Here is an 18,208-nt window from a genome sequence, read left to right on the forward strand (position 1 = left end):
AATTCGCAACTTGTGACCGTGTTCAGTATAATAAACAAGTTAGGGATTGGTTTAAACAAGCGGTCGCTCAGAACTGGCAAGGAATTGAATACAGTTATCATGAGAAGACAGAAAAAGGACATTACCGTTTAGAAACTCGTCAAGTCTGGACAGTGTCAATCAATCAGCTTTCCGCATTGCATCGCCAAAATCAGTGGGTCGGTTTAGCAACTGTTGTGATGGTTAAAAGTAAAACTCAATTCGGTCATAAAACAACAGAGACGTTTCGCTATTATATTAGCAGTCTTCCTACGGATGCCGAACGTCATAGCCATGTGATTCGTTCTCACTGGAGTATTGAAAATAGTCTGCATTGGGTTTTAGATGTCACTTTTAATGAGGATGCGAGTCGAGTGCGTTAAGGTAATGCGGCTGATAATTTGGGCTTGCTCCGTCGTTTAAGTATTAATTTGCTTAAACATGAGCCATCTCAAAAAAGCTTGAAGATGAAGCGTTATTTGGCGGTGATGGACAACAATTTTCTTCTACAGGTTTTAGCAGCTAGTTCACGGGAGTGATATTCATGAGTATATTTAGCTTCAAATAGGGCTTGCTGAAAAAGTCCACAAAACGAACCTAGATGCCACAGGGTGCGAAAAATGGTGACTTCAGAGCTCAGTTTCCAGTTTTACCTCACATTTTTCCAGCAAAGTGCATGGATTTTGAGCCTCCAAATGCCATAGCCTTGCATCTGATCGTTTGTAAAATGCCTGAAAGTATTGTCTAGCAAGGATTTCATCCTTATTCAGCAAGCCCCAAATAGGAGGATTGGCAAAATATTGACACCAACAATTATGAATTAGCGAAATTACTTAATCTTTTAGAGTTTAAGTTGATTTTCTTCTCTTTTTAGTTTTTGATATAGTCTATTTTTAGGCACTGGTATCGTCTAGCTAGAAGCTATAAACGTTGCAATACAAGAGGTTCAACAAATCAGGCGAATTTGGAGTAAGTCCTCCCAAGTTAACCCTTTTTGAATTATACCGAGAGCTACCGCAGGAACTTTTTTCGTCGTAAAATGGCTGCGAACAAAGTTATGAACCATCCAGAAAATATCTAGCACTCGCTGTAATCCCACAACAGATTTAGCATAAGTATTTGTTCGACGACGAAAGGCGGCTAAATAGCGTCGTAGAGAACTATTAAATGCCTCAACGTGGTTGGCATGAACATCCTTGTCTTCTGGTTTTTCTGTTGTCTCAGGATGTTCAGTTTTCGGAGTTTCTACTTTCTCTAGTTTACCCTCAGAATCTCGACGTTTACTACTCTTATTTTTTAATCTTACCACCATACCCTTCGGTAATACTTTGGTGGGACGACCTCGCTTCCCAGTCCTTAATACTTCGTGACAAATATTAAATAGCAGTTGACTATATCGCTTTTCTCCATCTGTAAATAACTGGAGAGATTCTGCACTCCTTTCAAATAATTCCGCTACCGTCATCATTGCTTCTAGAAATAATTTCTGCTCTTTTTTACCACATTTTAAATGCCAAATAAAGCGGCTAGCCCTGTCCATGAGCACGATTGTCCACCCCTCAGAGGCACTTGCTTCTTTATTTTTTCCAACTTTTGTGTATAGTTCATCCCCTTCTATTACTAATTTAACAAATTCATTCACTAAGGCGTATAAAAATAATGTCTCTTGTAATCCTGATAATTTCTTTTCCCAATTCAATATTGTTGTTTTTGCGTAGCCGAATACTCGGGCTGCTGCATTTAATCCTATTCCTTCCATTCTGGCTTTTAATACTTTTACAATTTCACTTAATGGGGTTTCTAAGCCAGCGATTACGCTACCATAAGTCTCAGCAAAACAAGAACCACATTCTTGACAGATGAACATTTTACGTTCCCCGTTACCTTTCGTTTGGTAATGAGAATGTATTTTTACTTTTTCACTATAGCAATGAGGGCAGTTTTTCTGAAATAAGGCTTCCTCTTTCTCTTGAGGTAAGCCAATATCACTTAGGAGGTCAATTGAGCTTTTATTCAATGTTGACATTGCTTTCCGTTTTCCCTTTCTTTAATATAATGACAATAATAATAGTATAACAAAAACGGGAATATGTCCAGTCGTAAGTTATTTTCTATTTTCTCAAACTCTTACACCATAACTTTTTCTAGCTTTGATCACACGATACCAGTACCTATTTTTAAGCTAGATTTCTTTTTTGATTCCACTCTACTAATATGCGATTACCCTGTTAAGCCCTCTGGGTCTTGGAAAAAGGCTTCACAGACATTGCCATGAAGACTCACCAGTTTATAATCTCGCCACTGTCCCCCTTCCTTCTCCTCGCCCCGCAGACAAATCTTTCCCCCATCTATACTGACCCCCGCACTCTCTCAGGGCGAACGCATCTAAAAATGATACAGATACAAGAACATTATAGAGGGATGGATAAGGGAAAATAAGGGAAAATACTCTGAAACTTGGTATCAAGAATAAACGGCTACGCGCTGGTTGGGACGAGGACTATCTCCTTAAGGTTTTACTCGGATAAGATGCGTTTGCCCTGGGGGGACAGACTTGACAATCTAGTAGGCTTGGGCGTGAATAGAGCTACCATTTAGGGAGAACTTAAAACAGAGGATAGGACAATGCCTAGATTAGCACCAACGCCACTGCACCTAAGCGAACTGGAGCGAGAGCAACTGCAACATTTGGTCAATCGGCACAGTACTTCCCAGCAAATTGTCCTCAGAGCCAAGATTATTCTACAAGCCGATGCTGGACAGAATCATCGAGAGATTGGTCGCGCCCTTAACATCAGTCGAGATATGGCCCGACTATGGCGCAATCGTTGGCTAGAGCTGAGTGGCAAGCCCCTGTCGGTGGTGGAGCGATTAACGGATCATCCGTGTCAACTTAAAGGAATGGGTTCCCAAATTTGTTGATTGAGAGCGGCCTTTTCTCGATGTCGCTTTCTCTCAGCTTTGACCAAACCAAATAACTTAGCACGTTCAGCCAGATAGGTTACTGTATCAGGCTTTTCTCCTCTAGCAATAGCCTTCGCTACATAATATAGACTCCGAAACACCATCTCTACTGAGATTTTTTCTTTCGGTTGATTTAGAGCAATCGCCACTTCCCCTACCAATTGATTTAAGACCGTATAGAAAATCAAAGTGCAAATAATCTGGATTTGGACACCATTCTTATTACCTACCCATAAATAGGCTAGTCCTAAAAGTCTTTTCGTTAATAAAAAGGCTTCTTCGATTGTCCATCGTCTTCGATATAAATCACAGACCTCTTCGGCGGACAGTTGTTCGGGAGACAACACATTTGTTAAATAGGGCTTGCTGAAAAAGTCAAAAAACGAAAGAAATGTGGGTTAGGGAAGTATGGACTGAAAAAGCATAGATAACTTATCCTTATGGAAACAAATCAAAATACAGATTTTGTTTAATCTATTGTTCCTTTCTGTCTAAAAAGGTCAACACAAATCACTCCTCACAAAAGAGAGGAAAATTAACACCATTTTTCACAAGAAAAACGACTCTACAACTTTTTACTTTTTGTCTTCTGAAGTAGAGTAGAAAGATTCATTACCAAAAAGTTCATCGCAATTACCGTTTCCGAGGTCTCAGGTAGTTTGGCCATCACTCGACCAAGACTAAATTTCCTCTTTCCCTGTCCGAATTTACCCTCAATGGCATTACGCACTCTTTCATCTGAGCGTGCCTCTTTCTTTTTTTCTTTGCTCACCTCTTTCGGCGGTCTTCCCAATCGGGGACCACTCATTCTTATATCCCTTTCTTTACAATAAGCTCGATTCGCTTTTGTTCGATAGATTTTATCCACATGAACCGATTCCGGATAACATCCTGTTTCCCTTTTATATTCTTCTATTCGCGCTTGTAAATCTCCCGATTCGTTGTAATTATCCCAACTTAATTTGTCTAAGAAGACAAAGCCATTCACATTACTTGCCGATATTTTAGCTCCAAACTCTACTGCTTTTCCCGCTTTTCCACGCACTATTGGACGCACGTGAGGTTGGCTTACACTCACAATTCTGTTTTCTACTTTATTTGTCTTTTTTTCATACATTTCTAACTGTTGCTCATACACTTTTCCTATCGTTACAAGCTCTTCTTGCTCTTTTTTCGTTAGTTTTTCTAACTTTGCTCCCTCTTCTATCATTTTTTCTATATCAGACAAGTTTCTTTTTATATATCCTAGTTGTTTTTTTGTTCCTTTTCTTCTTTCTTTTTTTGACACACGACGTTTTTTTGCTATGGCTAAGTACTCTTTTCTTGCCACTTCCCTATAAGTCCTCGGCTTTTCTTTCCTTTTCTCTTTTATTTCTTCATACAGCTTATCTATTATTTTTTCTGTTTTTTCTCTGGCATCATTCAATATTCCTATATCCGTTGGATATTTTATATCTGCTGGTGTACAAGTCGCATCTAACAATAACTTTCCTTCATTTTCTTTTTTTTCTGACGCTACACCCGTCGCTTTTTTTTCTATTTCTTTATTAATTTTATTTATTAATTCCATTCCTATTTTTTTACGAAAATGAACCATCATTGACGCACTAAATGCTTCTTTGCTACTATAGCTTTCCATTCCTATAAAGTACTGTAAATAAGGGTTCTCTTTTATTTGTTCTACTGTTTCTCTGTCACTTTTTCCTGAAATTTCTTTGATAATTAATGCTCCTAATGCCATTCTAAATGATTTGGCTGGGGCTCCTTTTTTTTCTGTGAAGTTTTTTGCATATTCTTCCTCATATTCTTCCCAGGGAATCATTTTTGACATTTCTATCCAACGATTTTCTTCGTCTAACTGCCCGCCGAACAGATTTTTCAAGTTTTCTGGTGTTTCAATTGAGTACTGTTGCTTTCGGTACATCTGCTTTCTCTCTTCTTAATGCAATGGTTTTGAGGCATTCTACCCTATTTTCGTGCATTCTAGCGGTTCTTAATTCGCCTACTATTTTTCTCCGTAAAGGTCTCAGCTTTTTTCAGCAAGCCCTAAATACTGATACCAGATTGTTCCCCATAATACTGAGACTAATCTCACCGGATGCTTGCAAGGATTAGAACGGTAATTTCCCATAATGATAATCTCATCTCTGTAATGACTACCTTGAGACAATACTTGTTTGGTTTTGTAAGATGTACCCGCTCTAAATCTGGTTAGAAAAAACTTTTTAGCTTCTGTTAACAAATCAAACCACACAAAGCTAAAAAATCCCATATCTACGAGAATTAAACCATTTTCTGGTAATTTAGCTGCCAATTCTTCACACCATATTTTATCATTTGATTTATCATTTTCTGTGTACCATAAAGTAACGGGTCTTTGGGTAAAGGCTTCCACTACCATCATTATTTTACCCCCCAATTTACTCTTTTCTTCTTTACTTATTTTCATATTTTTCCTTATCTGCTCTAGCGTTTAGCCATCTGCTATCCACACTGCACTAAACTTTTCTCTTATTTTTTCCCATTTTTCTCCTACTTGGAGCTTCTTCCCTTTTTCGGCTGCTTTTTCTAACACTTCTTTTAGTAATATTGCAAATATTTCGGCTGGCACATTCATCATTCTTTTTGATACTGCCTGTTTGCTTACTTTTAATGATGCTACCCATAGCAATCCCTCTTCCTCTAACAGTCTTACCGCTTCACTTATACCCGCTATTTGACGATACACTATACTTAACACTAATGCCACCATTACTGGTAAATTTAATACCCTATCTCTCATCATTTTCTCATGAGTTCCCTGTAAATATTTTAATGGTGTAAACATTGTGGGTTCTAGTAATTCAAACAACTCTTTTGTTATTTCAGGGATTTCTACCCCTGGCTGATTTGTCTTACGACGTAAGTCTGGGTTTCCTTTTCTCCGAGGATGTTGTCTTGCCATTTGTTTTTTGCTCACTTTTTTATATACTAACCTTTTTTTCAGCCTACTCTTACTTCCGCCTGCTTTTAGGCTAATCTTTTGTGAGTAGGCATTTTGGCTTAAGTTGACACCAATGCGGTGGAGCAACGCACTCTTGTGATTAGATGCAAGGCGTTCTGGCGAAAACTTTTGAGCACTGGTTCGCAAGCAAAATAAGCATCCAAAATTACATAACTCCCTGCCTCTGCGTAAGTAACACAAAGGTCAGCCATTTTTGTCACCAGGCTCGTCTTCACCTTTTTTTTGCCTTTTCCCTCCCCCTTCTCGGTTGCTTTGGACTTGATGCCATCGTCTAGCCGCAACACTAAGGGCAAGGCAAAGCAGGCTTTCCCTACTCCCACCAAAATACTCAAGGCATTGAAGTAATGACCCCTTATCCACTCTGGCTTGGACACATCTTCCGATTCTTGGTGTAGTCGTTTTACACCTGGCATCTTGCGTCCTTCTTTCCCCACTTTGATGCCATCACCCACATACACCCGTTTCCCTTTAATTCTGTATAGACTTTCATGCTGACTTAGCCACTTTGACCATTGTAAAGTTAGTCCTTCGACACTAAACGCCTTGGAATCAAACCAATGTAGAGCCTGATTGTAGTAGCTCTCTGTTCAGCCAATGGCATTGACATAGCTAGTTATTGCGCTGGGTTGGCTGTTGAGCACTACTCCCCAGACTAACAGGATAAACCATTGGAACGTTGCTTCTCGGCTAAAGGCTGGACGGAGATTATTGAGGATTTGCTCTAGTCGCTGACATAGTTGCATAATTGATAGATAGCACTGGCTATCGATTTTCTTATATCAGCCAGTTTCGGACATAACGGCACTCTTTTGTATCGGATGTCCGATTTTCTTTTCTCCACTTACACGCCTCGAGAACTTCCCACTGTCCAGTTACTGAAACGAGGAAATTTTCTCAGTCAAGATGATTTAAGAACGCAAATTCTTGAATTCATCGACTATTTTAACCGCACTATGGCGAAGCCCTTTCGATGGACGTATCGGGGGAAGGTTTTGGCTGCTTAAATTTTATAGCACCCAAACTTACGCCTTGGACTACTAGTCATCACACTGCGAAGATGTATGATGGAAGATTATTGCTTCACAGGAACCTGCTTTTTGAGACGAGTCCCAACGAGTCTTATAGTCTCTCCACAAGCTTAAACTCCTGACTGCCCATCAGCATTTGTTGACAGGATTTTTATTCCTTCTGCTCTTAAATTCTTGGCTGCATTTTCATCTCTATCGTGATGAGTATTACATTCTGGACTTATCCATCGTTATATAATTTTTCAAAAATAATGACAGACTTAGTTGATCATTTCAAAGCGCAATCCCTCTCTGAGAAAGGAATTGCACTTTCAGATGTTAGTCACGACTATTGAAAATTGGTATTAGCTATTTTTTCATGGACTCTAGCCACTATTTTCAGAGATTGCTGTAATACGGATTTGTTGACATCCGTTTAGGTGGATTGGCTGGCCAGAAATTGTCTTTGATAGTCTAAAAACTCGCCATGCCATTCCGCAAAACGCCGCTCCCCATCTTTGACTAAAAATTGGCGGTAGGCTTCCGAAGAAATCCAGGGCTTTGTTGGACGTTGTTGGGCCGAACGAGCTTGGTATTCAGCCGTTGATTGACGGCAGTAGTTGTGATAATTTTGGTGCCATTCACGATAGCGCCGTTCTCCATCCCGCACGAGGGCTTGGCGATAGGCTTCTGAAGATAGACTCATGGTGTTACTCCTTTTCAAATCCCTTGATGGCTTGATGGCTTGGCCAGGATTATAACACAATGCGTGAACTACCCAGTGCCGACCTCTCGTCAAGCAGCAATTCCAAATTCAGAATGTAGCAAATGATACGGAACATTGAACACTTTTGCCCTGTACATCCCAATCCAACATCAAGAAGAATTAACGAGAGCAACAGGGATGGTCTCATCAAGCATAAAGTCTAAAAGGTGATGCCAGCTTTCAAACAACAGATACTTGGTCAGACAAATAACGTCTTGAAAAAAGCCCCGGCGAGTCCCTCGTTGAAGCCGAGCCTGTTGATAGCGTTCATCGACCAGATGGAGAACAGTAGGTCATAAGAAAGCCAGAAGGTTGAGGGTCAGCAGAAAAGAGGACAAATGTTGCTTACCATGTCCAAAATTATGCTCTAAATGATAGCCCCGAGTTTTGAGAACATTGTGATTCTCATTTTCGGTTCGCCAACGACTGCGTCCAGCAGAGCAGAATGACCCGTTGAGGAATCAGGTCGTGGTTGGTATACTGAACACGGTCACAAGTTGCGAATTTTAAAAATAAGAGATAATATAGAAAAAGTAGTCAAGAGGCTGAGAAATGATTAAGGGGAGCATCTCACCTTTGCAATAAGTAGAAATACTTAATGAGGTAAATGAAAGAGTCAAAAAAGGTAATCATTTAAATAGGAACAGCGATGACGAAGGACTTGTGGTACATTGTCAGAATTCCAACTCGCACCAGTAATTTTAAGACGATGACCAATTTGTTTAACTTGAGATTCGACAGAGCCAGAGCCAATAGAAATGCCCTCTGCCTGCAAATAACCATAATTGACAATCCGATGTTTATGCTTGTTTAAATAAATGATAAAATTCTCAGCTTGAGGCTCTGACCATCCCTCAAAACAGGAGATAGCGGCATCCACTTCACCCGTCCAAAGAAAAGACTTGACCTCCTCAATTCGCTGGAATGACCCCCCAACTTTATAGAGGTTTTCAATTAAGTGATACCAGTCCAAAATTTCAATTCGCTCATGTTTCTGTCCCTATCTCACGAAATAAGTTCCAGATACCATCATGTCCATCTCCCAAACAAATTAAAGGCTTAGCCAAAATTTGAGAATTAACCAAATCTAATAAAGCCGAGTTATCTTGAAAAAAGGCAGCTACCCCCAATTGATGAAAACTGACTCCTTTATAATCACGCCAAATTAAGGGTTCTCCCTTGGGAGTTCTGAGTCGTACCTTCCCACCATCTATGCTAATTTCTTCGACTTCTGTGTTAGAGGGTAATTCTTCAAAATGATAGCGATGTACAAGGCGTTGTTGCGTACTGTGAGAAACAGCAATTCCCGTCAATGATTGGATTTTCTTAGCTGCTTTTTCATAAGACTCATCGCCACTCAGTAGCAAACAGTTCTTCTCTAACATTGGACTCATCTGAGTTCGAGGCTTTAGTTCTAATTTCTTCGCTTGTTTTTCTGTAATGGGCAATTCCCCCAAAATACTTTTTACTGTTCGTATCCGACCTGTGGTTTCCTCGGTACTTGTTTTGACAAAAAAATACCTATTTCTGGGTTGACATACTGAATCATTAAGTCTCTGACAGTCTCCTCTATTTCGCCCAAATTATTAAATGTTTTAACTTGAGATTGTTGATAGAGACATTCTCCCAACTCTTGACATAACTCTTGAATCCTTTTTTCATTTTCTGATAACACTGATAACATGAGATTGTTCCTCAATTGGGATAGATTTTGGAAAGTGGGTCTCGACTATTATACTCTCATTTCTTTTTTTGATAAAGTTCGATAAAGTTCAAAGTCTTATTTTTCTGCCCATAAGTATTAATATTTATTGCATAAGTGAGATGCTCCCAATCTCGGGAGCATCCCAGATTTGCAATGAGTAAAAGTACTCAGGCAATAGCTTCATTGAGATAAGCACAGCGTAATCTCAATATTTGAGGAACGTTTTCTGACTTCCAACAAGCCCCTGCTATTTGTATTCTCTTGCCAATTTGTTTGATTTTTGACTCTACACTTCCTGAGCCAATGCAGATACCTAAGTCTTGATAGAGTCCATAATCTGGCATTCTGCTTTCATGTTTCTTCATATAATTGATGAAGTTAATTGCTTCCTTTTGTTTTGAACCGTTCAATTCTTTAATTGCTGAATCTTGCTCCCCTTGCCATAAGTACGTCTCTATTTGCCTCTTTACCTTTTTTGAAACTTTCACTTTATGGATATTTTCCACCAAGTGATACCAATCCAATACTTCCCTTCTTTCGTCTTTATCCCTTATCTTTTCTATCAGATTCCAAATCCCATCATGTCCATCTCCTAAGCAAGTTACTACTCTCGCTAATGGTTGATTATTTGTCCAAGCGATTAATTCTTCCTGCGCTTGAAAAAATGCCGCACATACCTGACCATGTAAGCTTACTGCTTTATAATTTTTCCAGATACTTTCTTCGCCTACGCTCGTTCGTATTCTTACTGTTCCGCCATCTATGCTTAGACTTTCTATTTTCCTTGAGCTTCTTGAAATTCATACCCTAATGCTAATCGGTGTTGACTGCTTTTTGAGATGGACATTCCCGTCGTCATCTTGATTGTTTTTTCTCCTCTCTCAAATGACTCACAGGCTACAATATTTAAGCAGCATTTTTCTAAATAAGGACTCACTTGTTTATTTTTTTCTAACCCTAGCTTTTTCGCCTGTTTTTCTGTAATTTTTACTTTTCCGATAATACTGTCCACTGTTCTTTCTCTTCCTGCTTTTGTTCCTGTTGCTGTTTCACAAAAAAAACGGCCAATAGCTGGACTTACGACCGTCAACATTTGCTCTCGTACCGCTAGTTCTATACTTTCAAAGCTTTTCAAGTCTTCTTTTTGCGTATTTCTGACCATGATTTCTGCGATAGCTTTGAGATGGTCGTCTAATTTTTGCTTATCTTCAACGTTCATTTTTTGTACTCCAATTTTTATAACTTTTTAGATTATCCCCTTTTCCCTTCTTTGTAACTAAGCATTTATACTTACTGCAAATTTGGGATGCTCCCAGAATATATTGCAAATAAATTATTCAAATCAATTGAAGAATTAGAATCTCTCATCCATAAACTTCTTAATGAAGGTGGATTGACAATATGTTGGGGACGTAAAATCAAAAACAAGGGCTCAAGTATTATTGCAAGTTAAACTGATGACAGCTTACCAAAGCTCGTAGGCTCAAAATAATTCCTGCTCCTTTTTCCTTCCATCGCATCCCTGAACAACATAATCGTTGTTTGACCAACGTCTTACAAGCTGCTTCCGTAACACCTGAACCAATCGGATACTTTTTCTCTATGTATTCAGCATAATCCATTTGATGCTGATGATTCTCGTAATAAGTAATCGCTGCTTGTAGTTTCTCGGTAAGATTCTTAGAATGACTTTTTTCTTCTTTGACTTCTTTCATCAGATTTAGCAGTTCTCCTGCTTTTCCTTTTTCATGCTTGAGTTCTCGACAATTTTCAGTCAACCATTCTTTTTGTTTTGACACGGTATTCGGATGCAACGCTTCTGCCAAGGCACCTAAGTAACCAGAGGCATGATAGAAATCTAATATCTGTTCTTCCGTTTGCTTTTCTAAAAACTTCCAATTTGATTCTGCCCCGTCTGCTATCCCGACCAATGTTGCCTCTGGATAACGGTTTTTCGCTCGCTCAATTTCTCTTTCTAATCTTTCTAGAAAACTCTTTTTTCCATACTCTGGTGCCGCACCTAGATAGATTGTATGTTGACGTTCGCCTTCACTATCGTATAGGGAAACGGTTCCCACCATTGCTTCACGGTAGCCATCCTCACACATCAGCATACAGGTTCCATCTAATCCTATTCCCACTGTTGCAATTTGGCTATCCTCCTTGGGCGGGGCATAACTCCACGCTTCTTCTTTTGCCTGTACCACACTTCCTACTGCTTCACTCAATCTTTGGATATAGGATAGCGCTACTTTTCTACCATGATTTTCTAATAAATCATTTTTCACCTCTTTGCCTGCCATCCCTGACATTTTTGAGGATACCTGTTTTGCCAATAATGGCGTTGATGTTATGATTATCCTTGCTTCTCTTTCTAAGGGGCAATACGTTTTTCCTCAAAGGTGAACGCTGATATACATGACGATTCACTATAACCTCACCATAAGGTGTTTGATATTCTTTCGGTTGCTCTCCCTTACTCTTCCAGATTTCTTCACCGATTTTTAAGGGTGAACCATCTGTATCTAAATATTTCAAGGCTTCTTTGCTGGCGATGCAACCTACTTCGTTTAAGCCTTTTTGAATATTTATTTCTGTATCCAACATTGAACGACTGAGTTCTAATGTTAGTTCTATTTTTATCTTTGAACCCTCTACATTAATTAGTTTTGCTGTCATCATTGTTTCCTCTTTGTCACTTTTCATCCCATGTTAACACTTTTCTTTTCCTTCATCAACTAAAGGTCACACCCGTCACAACTTAGAACATGAGTTTTGGTGTAAGATGTAAGTATTTATTCGCGCTCCAGATTTAGGCTTTCTGAAACCCTTATACAGTAAGGCTCGATTTTGTATCTCTGACCCAGCGCGAAAGATTCGTGACACTAACGATTGATGACACGCCCTAGGGAAATGGAAAAATCAAGGCACTTTTGACTCTCCTATTGCAATCAGAACTCAGTTATAGTTAAAGATACATAACTTAACATTGCGACTCAGGCAACCATGATATCATCGCTTGCAATTCGGGAACTTCCCCTTTTTCCGCTACCTGAAGTAGTGCTTTTCCCTAACAGACCGTTACCGTTGCACGTCTTTGAGTTCCGTTATCGCATGATGATGAACACAATATTAGAGGATGATCGCCGTTTTGGAGTATTGATGGTCGATCCCACCAATGGGGAAATTGCCAAGGTCGGCTGTTGTGCAGAAGTTTTGCGCTACCAACGTTTACCCGATGACCGTTTGAAGGTATTAACGGTGGGTCAACAACGTTTTAGGGTGCTGGAATATCTACGGGATAAACCCTATCGAGTCGCCCTAGTGGAATGGATTGAAGATAAACCGACTCAACAGGATCTGCGCCCCTTGGCCAAAGAAGTGGATCGCCTTTTAAATGATGTTGTTCGTCTTTCGGCTAAGTTAACTGATCAGAGGCTGGAACTACCGGATGATGTTCCTGTTTTACCCCTCGAATTATCCTACTGGGTAGCGGGGAATCTCTATGGTGTCGCCAGTGAGCAACAGGATCTGCTCGAATTACAAGATACTGCCGATCGCCTACAACGGGAAGCCGAAATTTTAATTTCCACCCGTAGCCATCTCGCGGCCCGCACGGCTCTCAAAGATGCTCTTAAATAGCGGTTTAAAACCCTGAACCCTCAACGCTTCCCCAAATTTTAATGAGTTTGTCCTGACTACCCGTAACAATTTTTTGACCGTCCGTCGTCATGGCCATTGACCAGATACGTCCACTATGACCGCGCAGAATTTGGAAACAGGTTCCGGTGTTTCTATCCCAACGTCGAACGGTTTCATCCCAACTAGCCGTTACAACGGTCTGATTATCAGGGGTAATGGCAATTCCCGTAATTTCTTTACTGTGGCCCCCATGGCAAACGCATCTAAATTCTAGACTCCTTATCTGATAACCCACATTCCGTACTTGGCAACAAGAATTTTAATTAATACGAACAAGTCTAGATTAGCAAAAGTGCTTCCCCACAAAGGTTTCAGGAATCACAATCTGCTGAGCAACAAAAGTACACCTCTTTATGCAGCACAAAAACACTGATAAACGCACTACTATAGTCTTTCCTTCTCCGTCTATATCTAGTGTTGTGATGGCTAATGATACCTGCATATAGCGTGTAAATTTTAAATTATTTATTTTCTTCTAATTGGTACGGAATATGGGCTGAAACCCTTGCTACAGCGCAAATTTAGAATTGCTGGGCGACTGTGGAGCAACACACTCTTGTGATTAGATGCAAGTGCGTTCTGGCGAAAAACTTTTAGCACTGGTTCGCAAGCAAAATAAGCATCCAAAATTACATAGCTCCCTGCCTCCGCGTAAGTAACGCAAAGGTCAGCCATTTTTGTGACCAGGCTCGTCTTCACCTTTTTGTTGCCTTTTACCCCACATTCCGTACTTGGCAACAAGAATTTTAATTAATACGAACAAGTCTAGATTAGCAAAAGTGCTTCCCCACAAAGGTTTCAGGAATCACAATCTGCTGATCAACAAAAGTACGCCTCTTTATGCAGCACAAAAGCACTGATAAACGCACTACTATAGTCTTTCCTTCTCCGTCTATATCTAGTGTTATGATGGCTAATGATGCCTGCATATAGCGTGTAAATTTTAAATTATTTATTTTCCTCTAATTAGTACGGAGTACAGGTTTTACCTCCCCCTTCTGGGTAGGGCTGATTCATTCTCTGGTTTGATTCCTTTTTTGTCTCTCTTCAATCGCTTATGGGGTAAGCAAAGTAAGGTATTTTTAAAAATTTTCAGATATTTATTCTGAGAAATCGCCTTAAAACCTTGCCAGATAAGGATTTGATTGATTGAGATTTGTTAGAATGAAACAGCCCTACCCCTTCTGGGTTGGTTTGGACTTGATGCCATCGTCTAGCCGTAAAACTAAGGGCAATGCAAAGCAGACTTTCCCTACTCCCACTAAAATACTCAAGGCATTGAAGTAATGACCCCTTATCCATTCTGGCTTGGACACATCTTCCGATTCTTGGTGTAGTCGTTTTACACCTGGCATCTTACGTCCTTCTTTCCCCACTTTGATGCCATCGCCCACATACACCCGTTTCCCCTTAATTCTGTATAGACTTTCATGCTGACTTAGCCACTTTGACCATTGCAAAGTTAGTCCTTCGACCCTAAACGCCTTGGAATCAAACCAATGTAGAGCCTGATTGTAGTAGCTCTCTGTTCAGCCAATGGCATTGACATAGCTGGTGATTGCGCTGGGTTGGCTGTTGAGCACTACTCCCCAGACCAACAGAATAAACCATTGGAACGTTGCTTCTCGGCTAAAGGCTGGACGGAGATTATCGAGGATTTGCTCTAGTCGCTGACATAGTTGCATAATTGATAGATAGCACTGGCTATCGATTTTCTTATATCAGCCAGTTTCGGACATAACGGCACTCTTTTGTATCGGATGTCCGATTTTCTTTTCTCCACTTACCCGCATCGAGAACTTCCCACTGTCCAGTTATGATAATAGTTTAAGATAAATGTGCAACGCTTACATTATGTATTACAACACTGATAACGGGTCTTTTCTTCGGCTGAAAATCCATGTCCCCTAATATTTGTGCTTTAACAGCTTGGACAAACAATCACGCTGAATAGCATGGCACAATGAATTTTGAGCGTTACATTTATCTATTATTACTCATTCCACAGATTTAGAACATCACCAAAATGCTTCTGCTTATTTTATTGGTTTTTAATAGGAAGAAATTTCGGCGTTGCTGACTTGAGGTATGAATCTCTAAAGATGCAATTTTTAAAACATTGACTCACACTGGTTTCTAGATGTATGCAAAATTCTATTTCATACCCTGATTAAGCAACGCCGAAATTTCTAATTACGGCGAATTCTTTTTAATCTTCAGCCATTCTCACACCGCAAATGTCACAATAGATCATGTATAAATAACCCTGCATTTACCATGACTTCTACCCCCAAAGCCCTGAGCGGTAACGAAATTCGCGCCTCATTCCTGAACTTCTTTGCTCAACGTCAACACCAAATCCTGCCCAGTGCATCTTTGATTCCTGAAGATCCGACCGTTCTTTTGACGATCGCGGGAATGTTACCCTTTAAGCCAATTTTTTTGGGGCAAAAAGCCTCTGATTTTCCCCGTGCGACCACTTCCCAAAAATGTATTCGTACTAATGACATCGAAAATGTGGGACGGACAGCGAGACATCATACTTTCTTTGAAATGTTGGGTAATTTTAGTTTTGGCGATTATTTTAAGGAGCAGGTGATCGCCTGGGCCTGGGAACTTTCCACCCAGGTTTTTAACCTCTCTCCTAACAATTTAGTGGTCAGTGTTTTTGAAGAAGATGACGAAGCTTTTGCCATTTGGCACGATCAAATCGGTATTCCTGAGCATCGCATTCAACGCATGGGAGCCGATGATAATTTTTGGGTATCAGGGCCAACGGGGCCCTGCGGGCCTTGCTCAGAAATTTATTATGATTTTCATCCTGAATTAGGTGATAAAACCATTGATCTCGAAGATGATAGCCGTTTTATTGAGTTTTATAATTTGGTTTTCATGCAATACAATCGAGATATAGAAGGGAATTTAACACCGTTACAAAATAAAAATATTGATACGGGAATGGGCTTGGAAAGAATGGCTCAAATTCTCCAAAAAGTTCCCAATAATTACGAAACCGATTTAATTTTTCCCATTATTGAAACCGCCGCCAACATTGCGAAGATTAACTATCAAAAAGCCGATGAGAAAACCAAGATTTCTCTCAAAGTAATTGGCGATCACGTTCGTTCTGTTGTTCACATGATTGCGGATGGCATTAGTGCTTCTAATATTGGTCGCGGTTACATTTTACGGCGGTTAATTCGTCGCGTGGTACGTCATGGTCGTTTATTAGGCATTGAAGGAGAATTTACCTCCCAAGTCGCAGAAACCGCGATTCAATTATCTGAATCTATTTACCCCACTGTTCGGGAACGGGCTGATTTTATTAAACAGGAATTACAACGGGAAGAATCGGCATTTTTGAAAACCCTAGAGCGGGGCGAAAAGTTATTAGCTGAAATCATTGAAAAAGAGCAAAAACAAATTTCAGGAGTAGATGCTTTTACCCTTTATGATACCTTTGGTTTCCCCTTTGAATTAACCCAGGAAATTGCGAAAGAGCAAGGATTAACGGTTGATGAAATTGGCTTCCAAGCGGAGATGAAAAAGCAACAGGAACGTTCTAAAGCGGCCCATGAAACCATTGATTTAACGGTTCAAGAAAGTTTGGATAAATTGGCAGAGCATATTCATCCCACTGAATTTTTAGGTTATCAACAATTCCAAACTCTCGCAATTATTAAAGCCGTTTTAATTGAGGGGAAATCTACGGAACAAGCGGAAGCAGGTAACATCATCCAGTTAGTCTTAGATCAAACTCCTTTCTACGCAGAATCTGGGGGACAAATCGGCGATCGCGGTTATTTAACAGGCGATAATTTAGTCATTCGCATTGAAGATGTCAAGAAAGAATCAGGCATTTTTATTCATTTTGGTCAGGTTGAACGAGGCATTGTGACGGTCGGGAAAACGGTGACAGCCATGATTGATCGGGCCTGTCGTCGTCGAGTTCAAGCGAATCATACCGCTACCCATTTATTGCAAGCAGCGTTAAAGAATTTAGTAGATGATTCCATCTCCCAAGCCGGTTCTTTGGTAGATTTTAATCGTTTGCGTTTTGACTTCAATTGTCCGCGTTCTATTACTTCTCAAGAATTACAAACAATTGAGGATCAAATTAACACCTGGATCGCCGAAGCTCACGATACAGAAATTGCTGTTTTACCCATCGCCGAAGTTAAAGCGAAAGGGGCGATCGCCATGTTTGGGGAGAAGTATGGAGCCGAAGTTCGAGTGATTGATATTTCTGGGGTTTCAATGGAATTATGTGGCGGAACCCATGTGCGAAATACGGCTGAAATTGGGCTATTCAAAATCATTTCGGAAACGGGGATTTCTGCGGGAGTGCGGCGCATTGAAGCGGTGTCTGGCCCCTCAGTTTTAGAATATCTTAATCTACGGGAAAAAGTAGTTAAAGACCTCAGCGATCGCTTTAAAGTTAAGCCTGAAGAAATTCCAGAACGAATTACCAGTTTACAGCAGGAATTAAAGGCTACGCAAAAGGATTTAGAGGCCGCTAAACAGGAATTAGCTTTGTTAAAATCTGAGCAGTTATTAGATCAAGCTGAAACCATCGGTAACTTCAAAATTCTGGTAGCAAATTTAGGAGAAGTTGATCCTGAATCTTTAAAAACTGCCGCCGAACGATTACAGCAAAAGTTAGGAGAAAGTGCCGTCATTTTAGCCTCTGTACCCGAACCCGATAAGGTCAGTTTAGTGGCAGCTTTTAGCCCGAAAGTGATCAAAGAAAAGCAATTACAAGCGGGTAAATTTATCGGTGCGATCGCTAAACATTGCGGTGGTGGTGGCGGTGGTCGTCCCAATCTAGCTCAGGCGGGAGGTCGTGATCCCAGTCAATTAAAAGCGGCTTTAGAAGCGGCAACCACTCAACTGCGATCACTGTTAGGTTAGGGTTCCTTTTTGGGCGCAAGCCTTCATTGGTGTCAACTTAAGCCAAAATGCCTACTCACAAAAGATTAGCCTAAAAGCAGGCGGAAGTAAGAGTAGGCTGAAAAAAAGGTTAGTATATAAAAAAGTGAGCA

15 protein-coding genes and 5 pseudogenes are annotated in these 18,208 nt (G+C 40.2%); 4 read left to right on the forward strand and 16 right to left on the reverse strand.

The features are described from left to right. Positions 1 to 83 precede the first annotated feature (83 nt). Positions 84 to 401: an ISAs1 family transposase gene (locus tag KA717_08845; protein UXE64601.1), complete on the forward strand. Its 318-nt coding sequence runs from the start codon at positions 84 to 86 to the stop codon at positions 399 to 401. A gap of 563 nt (positions 402 to 964) precedes the next feature. On the opposite strand, the gene KA717_08850 is transcribed toward KA717_08845, so the two are convergent. Beyond that, positions 965 to 2,044: an IS1 family transposase gene (locus tag KA717_08850; protein UXE62798.1), complete on the reverse strand. Its 1,080-nt coding sequence runs from the start codon at positions 2,042 to 2,044 to the stop codon at positions 965 to 967. A gap of 599 nt (positions 2,045 to 2,643) precedes the next feature. Between KA717_08850 and KA717_08855 the strand changes: the two genes are divergently transcribed. Continuing rightward, positions 2,644 to 2,940 carry a helix-turn-helix domain-containing protein gene (locus KA717_08855; GenBank protein UXE62799.1) on the forward strand — a complete coding sequence of 99 codons (297 nt, stop codon included), beginning with the start codon at positions 2,644 to 2,646 and terminating at the stop codon, positions 2,938 to 2,940. On the opposite strand, the pseudogene KA717_08860 reads toward KA717_08855, so the two are convergent. The 12 genes and pseudogenes from KA717_08860 to KA717_08915 all read right to left on the reverse strand — a co-directional run bounded on the left by KA717_08860 (position 2,907) and on the right by KA717_08915 (position 12,170). Continuing rightward, positions 2,907 to 3,431: pseudogene (locus KA717_08860) on the reverse strand (transposase). The gene KA717_08855 and the pseudogene KA717_08860 sit on opposite strands and share 34 nt — an antisense overlap. Positions 3,432 to 3,568: 137 nt before the next feature. Further along, positions 3,569 to 4,906: pseudogene (locus KA717_08865) on the reverse strand (IS5 family transposase). Positions 4,907 to 5,008: 102 nt separating this feature from the next. Next, positions 5,009 to 5,431, reverse strand: a complete 423-nt coding sequence (locus KA717_08870) for a hypothetical protein (protein UXE62800.1) — start codon at positions 5,429 to 5,431, stop codon at positions 5,009 to 5,011. A gap of 24 nt (positions 5,432 to 5,455) precedes the next feature. Beyond that, positions 5,456 to 5,941 carry a hypothetical protein gene (locus KA717_08875; GenBank protein ID UXE62801.1) on the reverse strand — a complete coding sequence of 162 codons (486 nt, stop codon included), beginning with the start codon at positions 5,939 to 5,941 and terminating at the stop codon, positions 5,456 to 5,458. An 83-nt stretch (positions 5,942 to 6,024) separates the two neighbouring features. After that, entirely contained in the window at positions 6,025 to 6,444 is a 420-nt protein-coding gene (locus tag KA717_08880; protein UXE62802.1) for a hypothetical protein, read from the reverse strand. A gap of 129 nt (positions 6,445 to 6,573) precedes the next feature. Next, positions 6,574 to 6,729: a hypothetical protein gene (locus tag KA717_08885; GenBank protein UXE62803.1), complete on the reverse strand. Its 156-nt coding sequence runs from the start codon at positions 6,727 to 6,729 to the stop codon at positions 6,574 to 6,576. Between the two features lie 700 nt (positions 6,730 to 7,429). Continuing rightward, a complete protein-coding gene (locus KA717_08890) occupies positions 7,430 to 7,699 on the reverse strand; it encodes a hypothetical protein (protein ID UXE62804.1) in 270 nt (89 codons plus the stop codon). Between the two features lie 170 nt (positions 7,700 to 7,869). Further along, positions 7,870 to 8,196, reverse strand: a pseudogene (locus tag KA717_08895) (ISNCY family transposase). A gap of 179 nt (positions 8,197 to 8,375) precedes the next feature. Continuing rightward, positions 8,376 to 9,434: pseudogene (locus KA717_08900) on the reverse strand (ISKra4 family transposase). Between the two features lie 197 nt (positions 9,435 to 9,631). Continuing rightward, a pseudogene (locus tag KA717_08905) lies at positions 9,632 to 10,683 on the reverse strand (ISKra4 family transposase). Positions 10,684 to 10,903: 220 nt separating this feature from the next. Further along, the gene (locus KA717_08910; protein ID UXE62805.1) at positions 10,904 to 11,776 is read right to left on the reverse strand and encodes a hypothetical protein; all 873 of its coding nucleotides are present in this window, start codon (positions 11,774 to 11,776) and stop codon (positions 10,904 to 10,906) included. Beyond that, on the reverse strand, positions 11,742 to 12,170 hold the full coding sequence (locus KA717_08915) for a hypothetical protein (GenBank protein ID UXE62806.1): 429 nt from the start codon (positions 12,168 to 12,170) through the stop codon (positions 11,742 to 11,744). Before KA717_08915 ends, KA717_08910 begins: the two co-directional genes overlap by 35 nt. Before the next feature lie 300 nt (positions 12,171 to 12,470). On the opposite strand from KA717_08915, the gene KA717_08920 reads away from it, so the two are divergent. Then, positions 12,471 to 13,106, forward strand: coding sequence for an LON peptidase substrate-binding domain-containing protein (locus KA717_08920; GenBank protein ID UXE62807.1), 636 nt, complete (start codon positions 12,471 to 12,473; stop codon positions 13,104 to 13,106). Between the two features lie 4 nt (positions 13,107 to 13,110). On the opposite strand, the gene KA717_08925 is transcribed toward KA717_08920, so the two are convergent. From KA717_08925 to KA717_08935, 3 genes are all read right to left on the reverse strand, one after another. Beyond that, positions 13,111 to 13,401, reverse strand: coding sequence for a hypothetical protein (locus tag KA717_08925; protein ID UXE62808.1), 291 nt, complete (start codon positions 13,399 to 13,401; stop codon positions 13,111 to 13,113). Between the two features lie 940 nt (positions 13,402 to 14,341). Further along, positions 14,342 to 14,626, reverse strand: coding sequence for a hypothetical protein (locus KA717_08930; protein ID UXE62809.1), 285 nt, complete (start codon positions 14,624 to 14,626; stop codon positions 14,342 to 14,344). 69 nt (positions 14,627 to 14,695) lie between these two features. Beyond that, entirely contained in the window at positions 14,696 to 14,851 is a 156-nt protein-coding gene (locus KA717_08935) for a hypothetical protein (GenBank protein UXE62810.1), read from the reverse strand. Positions 14,852 to 15,443: 592 nt separating this feature from the next. Between KA717_08935 and alaS the strand changes: the two genes are divergently transcribed. Next, a complete protein-coding gene (gene alaS, locus KA717_08940) occupies positions 15,444 to 18,077 on the forward strand; it encodes an alanine--tRNA ligase (protein ID UXE62811.1) in 2,634 nt (877 codons plus the stop codon). The last annotated feature ends 131 nt before the right edge of the window (positions 18,078 to 18,208 follow it).

Source organism: Woronichinia naegeliana WA131 (assembly GCA_025370055.1).
GTDB classification, from domain to species: Bacteria; Cyanobacteriota; Cyanobacteriia; order Cyanobacteriales; family Microcystaceae; genus Woronichinia; species Woronichinia naegeliana.

What these genes read in the sequence shown, in the direction of transcription:
- KA717_08850 (UXE62798.1), bottom strand. Translation starts at nt 2,044, where the DNA reads ATGTCAACATTGAATAAAAGCTCAATTGACCTCCTAAGTGATATTGGC.
- KA717_08855 (UXE62799.1), top strand. Translation starts at nt 2,644, where the DNA reads ATGCCTAGATTAGCACCAACGCCACTGCACCTAAGCGAACTGGAGCGA.
- KA717_08870 (UXE62800.1), bottom strand. Translation starts at nt 5,431, where the DNA reads ATGAAAATAAGTAAAGAAGAAAAGAGTAAATTGGGGGGTAAAATAATG.
- KA717_08885 (UXE62803.1), bottom strand. Translation starts at nt 6,729, where the DNA reads ATGCAACTATGTCAGCGACTAGAGCAAATCCTCAATAATCTCCGTCCA.
- KA717_08890 (UXE62804.1), bottom strand. Translation starts at nt 7,699, where the DNA reads ATGAGTCTATCTTCAGAAGCCTATCGCCAAGCCCTCGTGCGGGATGGA.
- KA717_08910 (UXE62805.1), bottom strand. Translation starts at nt 11,776, where the DNA reads ATGTCAGGGATGGCAGGCAAAGAGGTGAAAAATGATTTATTAGAAAAT.
- KA717_08915 (UXE62806.1), bottom strand. Translation starts at nt 12,170, where the DNA reads ATGAAAAGTGACAAAGAGGAAACAATGATGACAGCAAAACTAATTAAT.
- KA717_08920 (UXE62807.1), top strand. Translation starts at nt 12,471, where the DNA reads ATGATATCATCGCTTGCAATTCGGGAACTTCCCCTTTTTCCGCTACCT.
- KA717_08935 (UXE62810.1), bottom strand. Translation starts at nt 14,851, where the DNA reads ATGCAACTATGTCAGCGACTAGAGCAAATCCTCGATAATCTCCGTCCA.
- alaS (UXE62811.1), top strand. Translation starts at nt 15,444, where the DNA reads ATGACTTCTACCCCCAAAGCCCTGAGCGGTAACGAAATTCGCGCCTCA.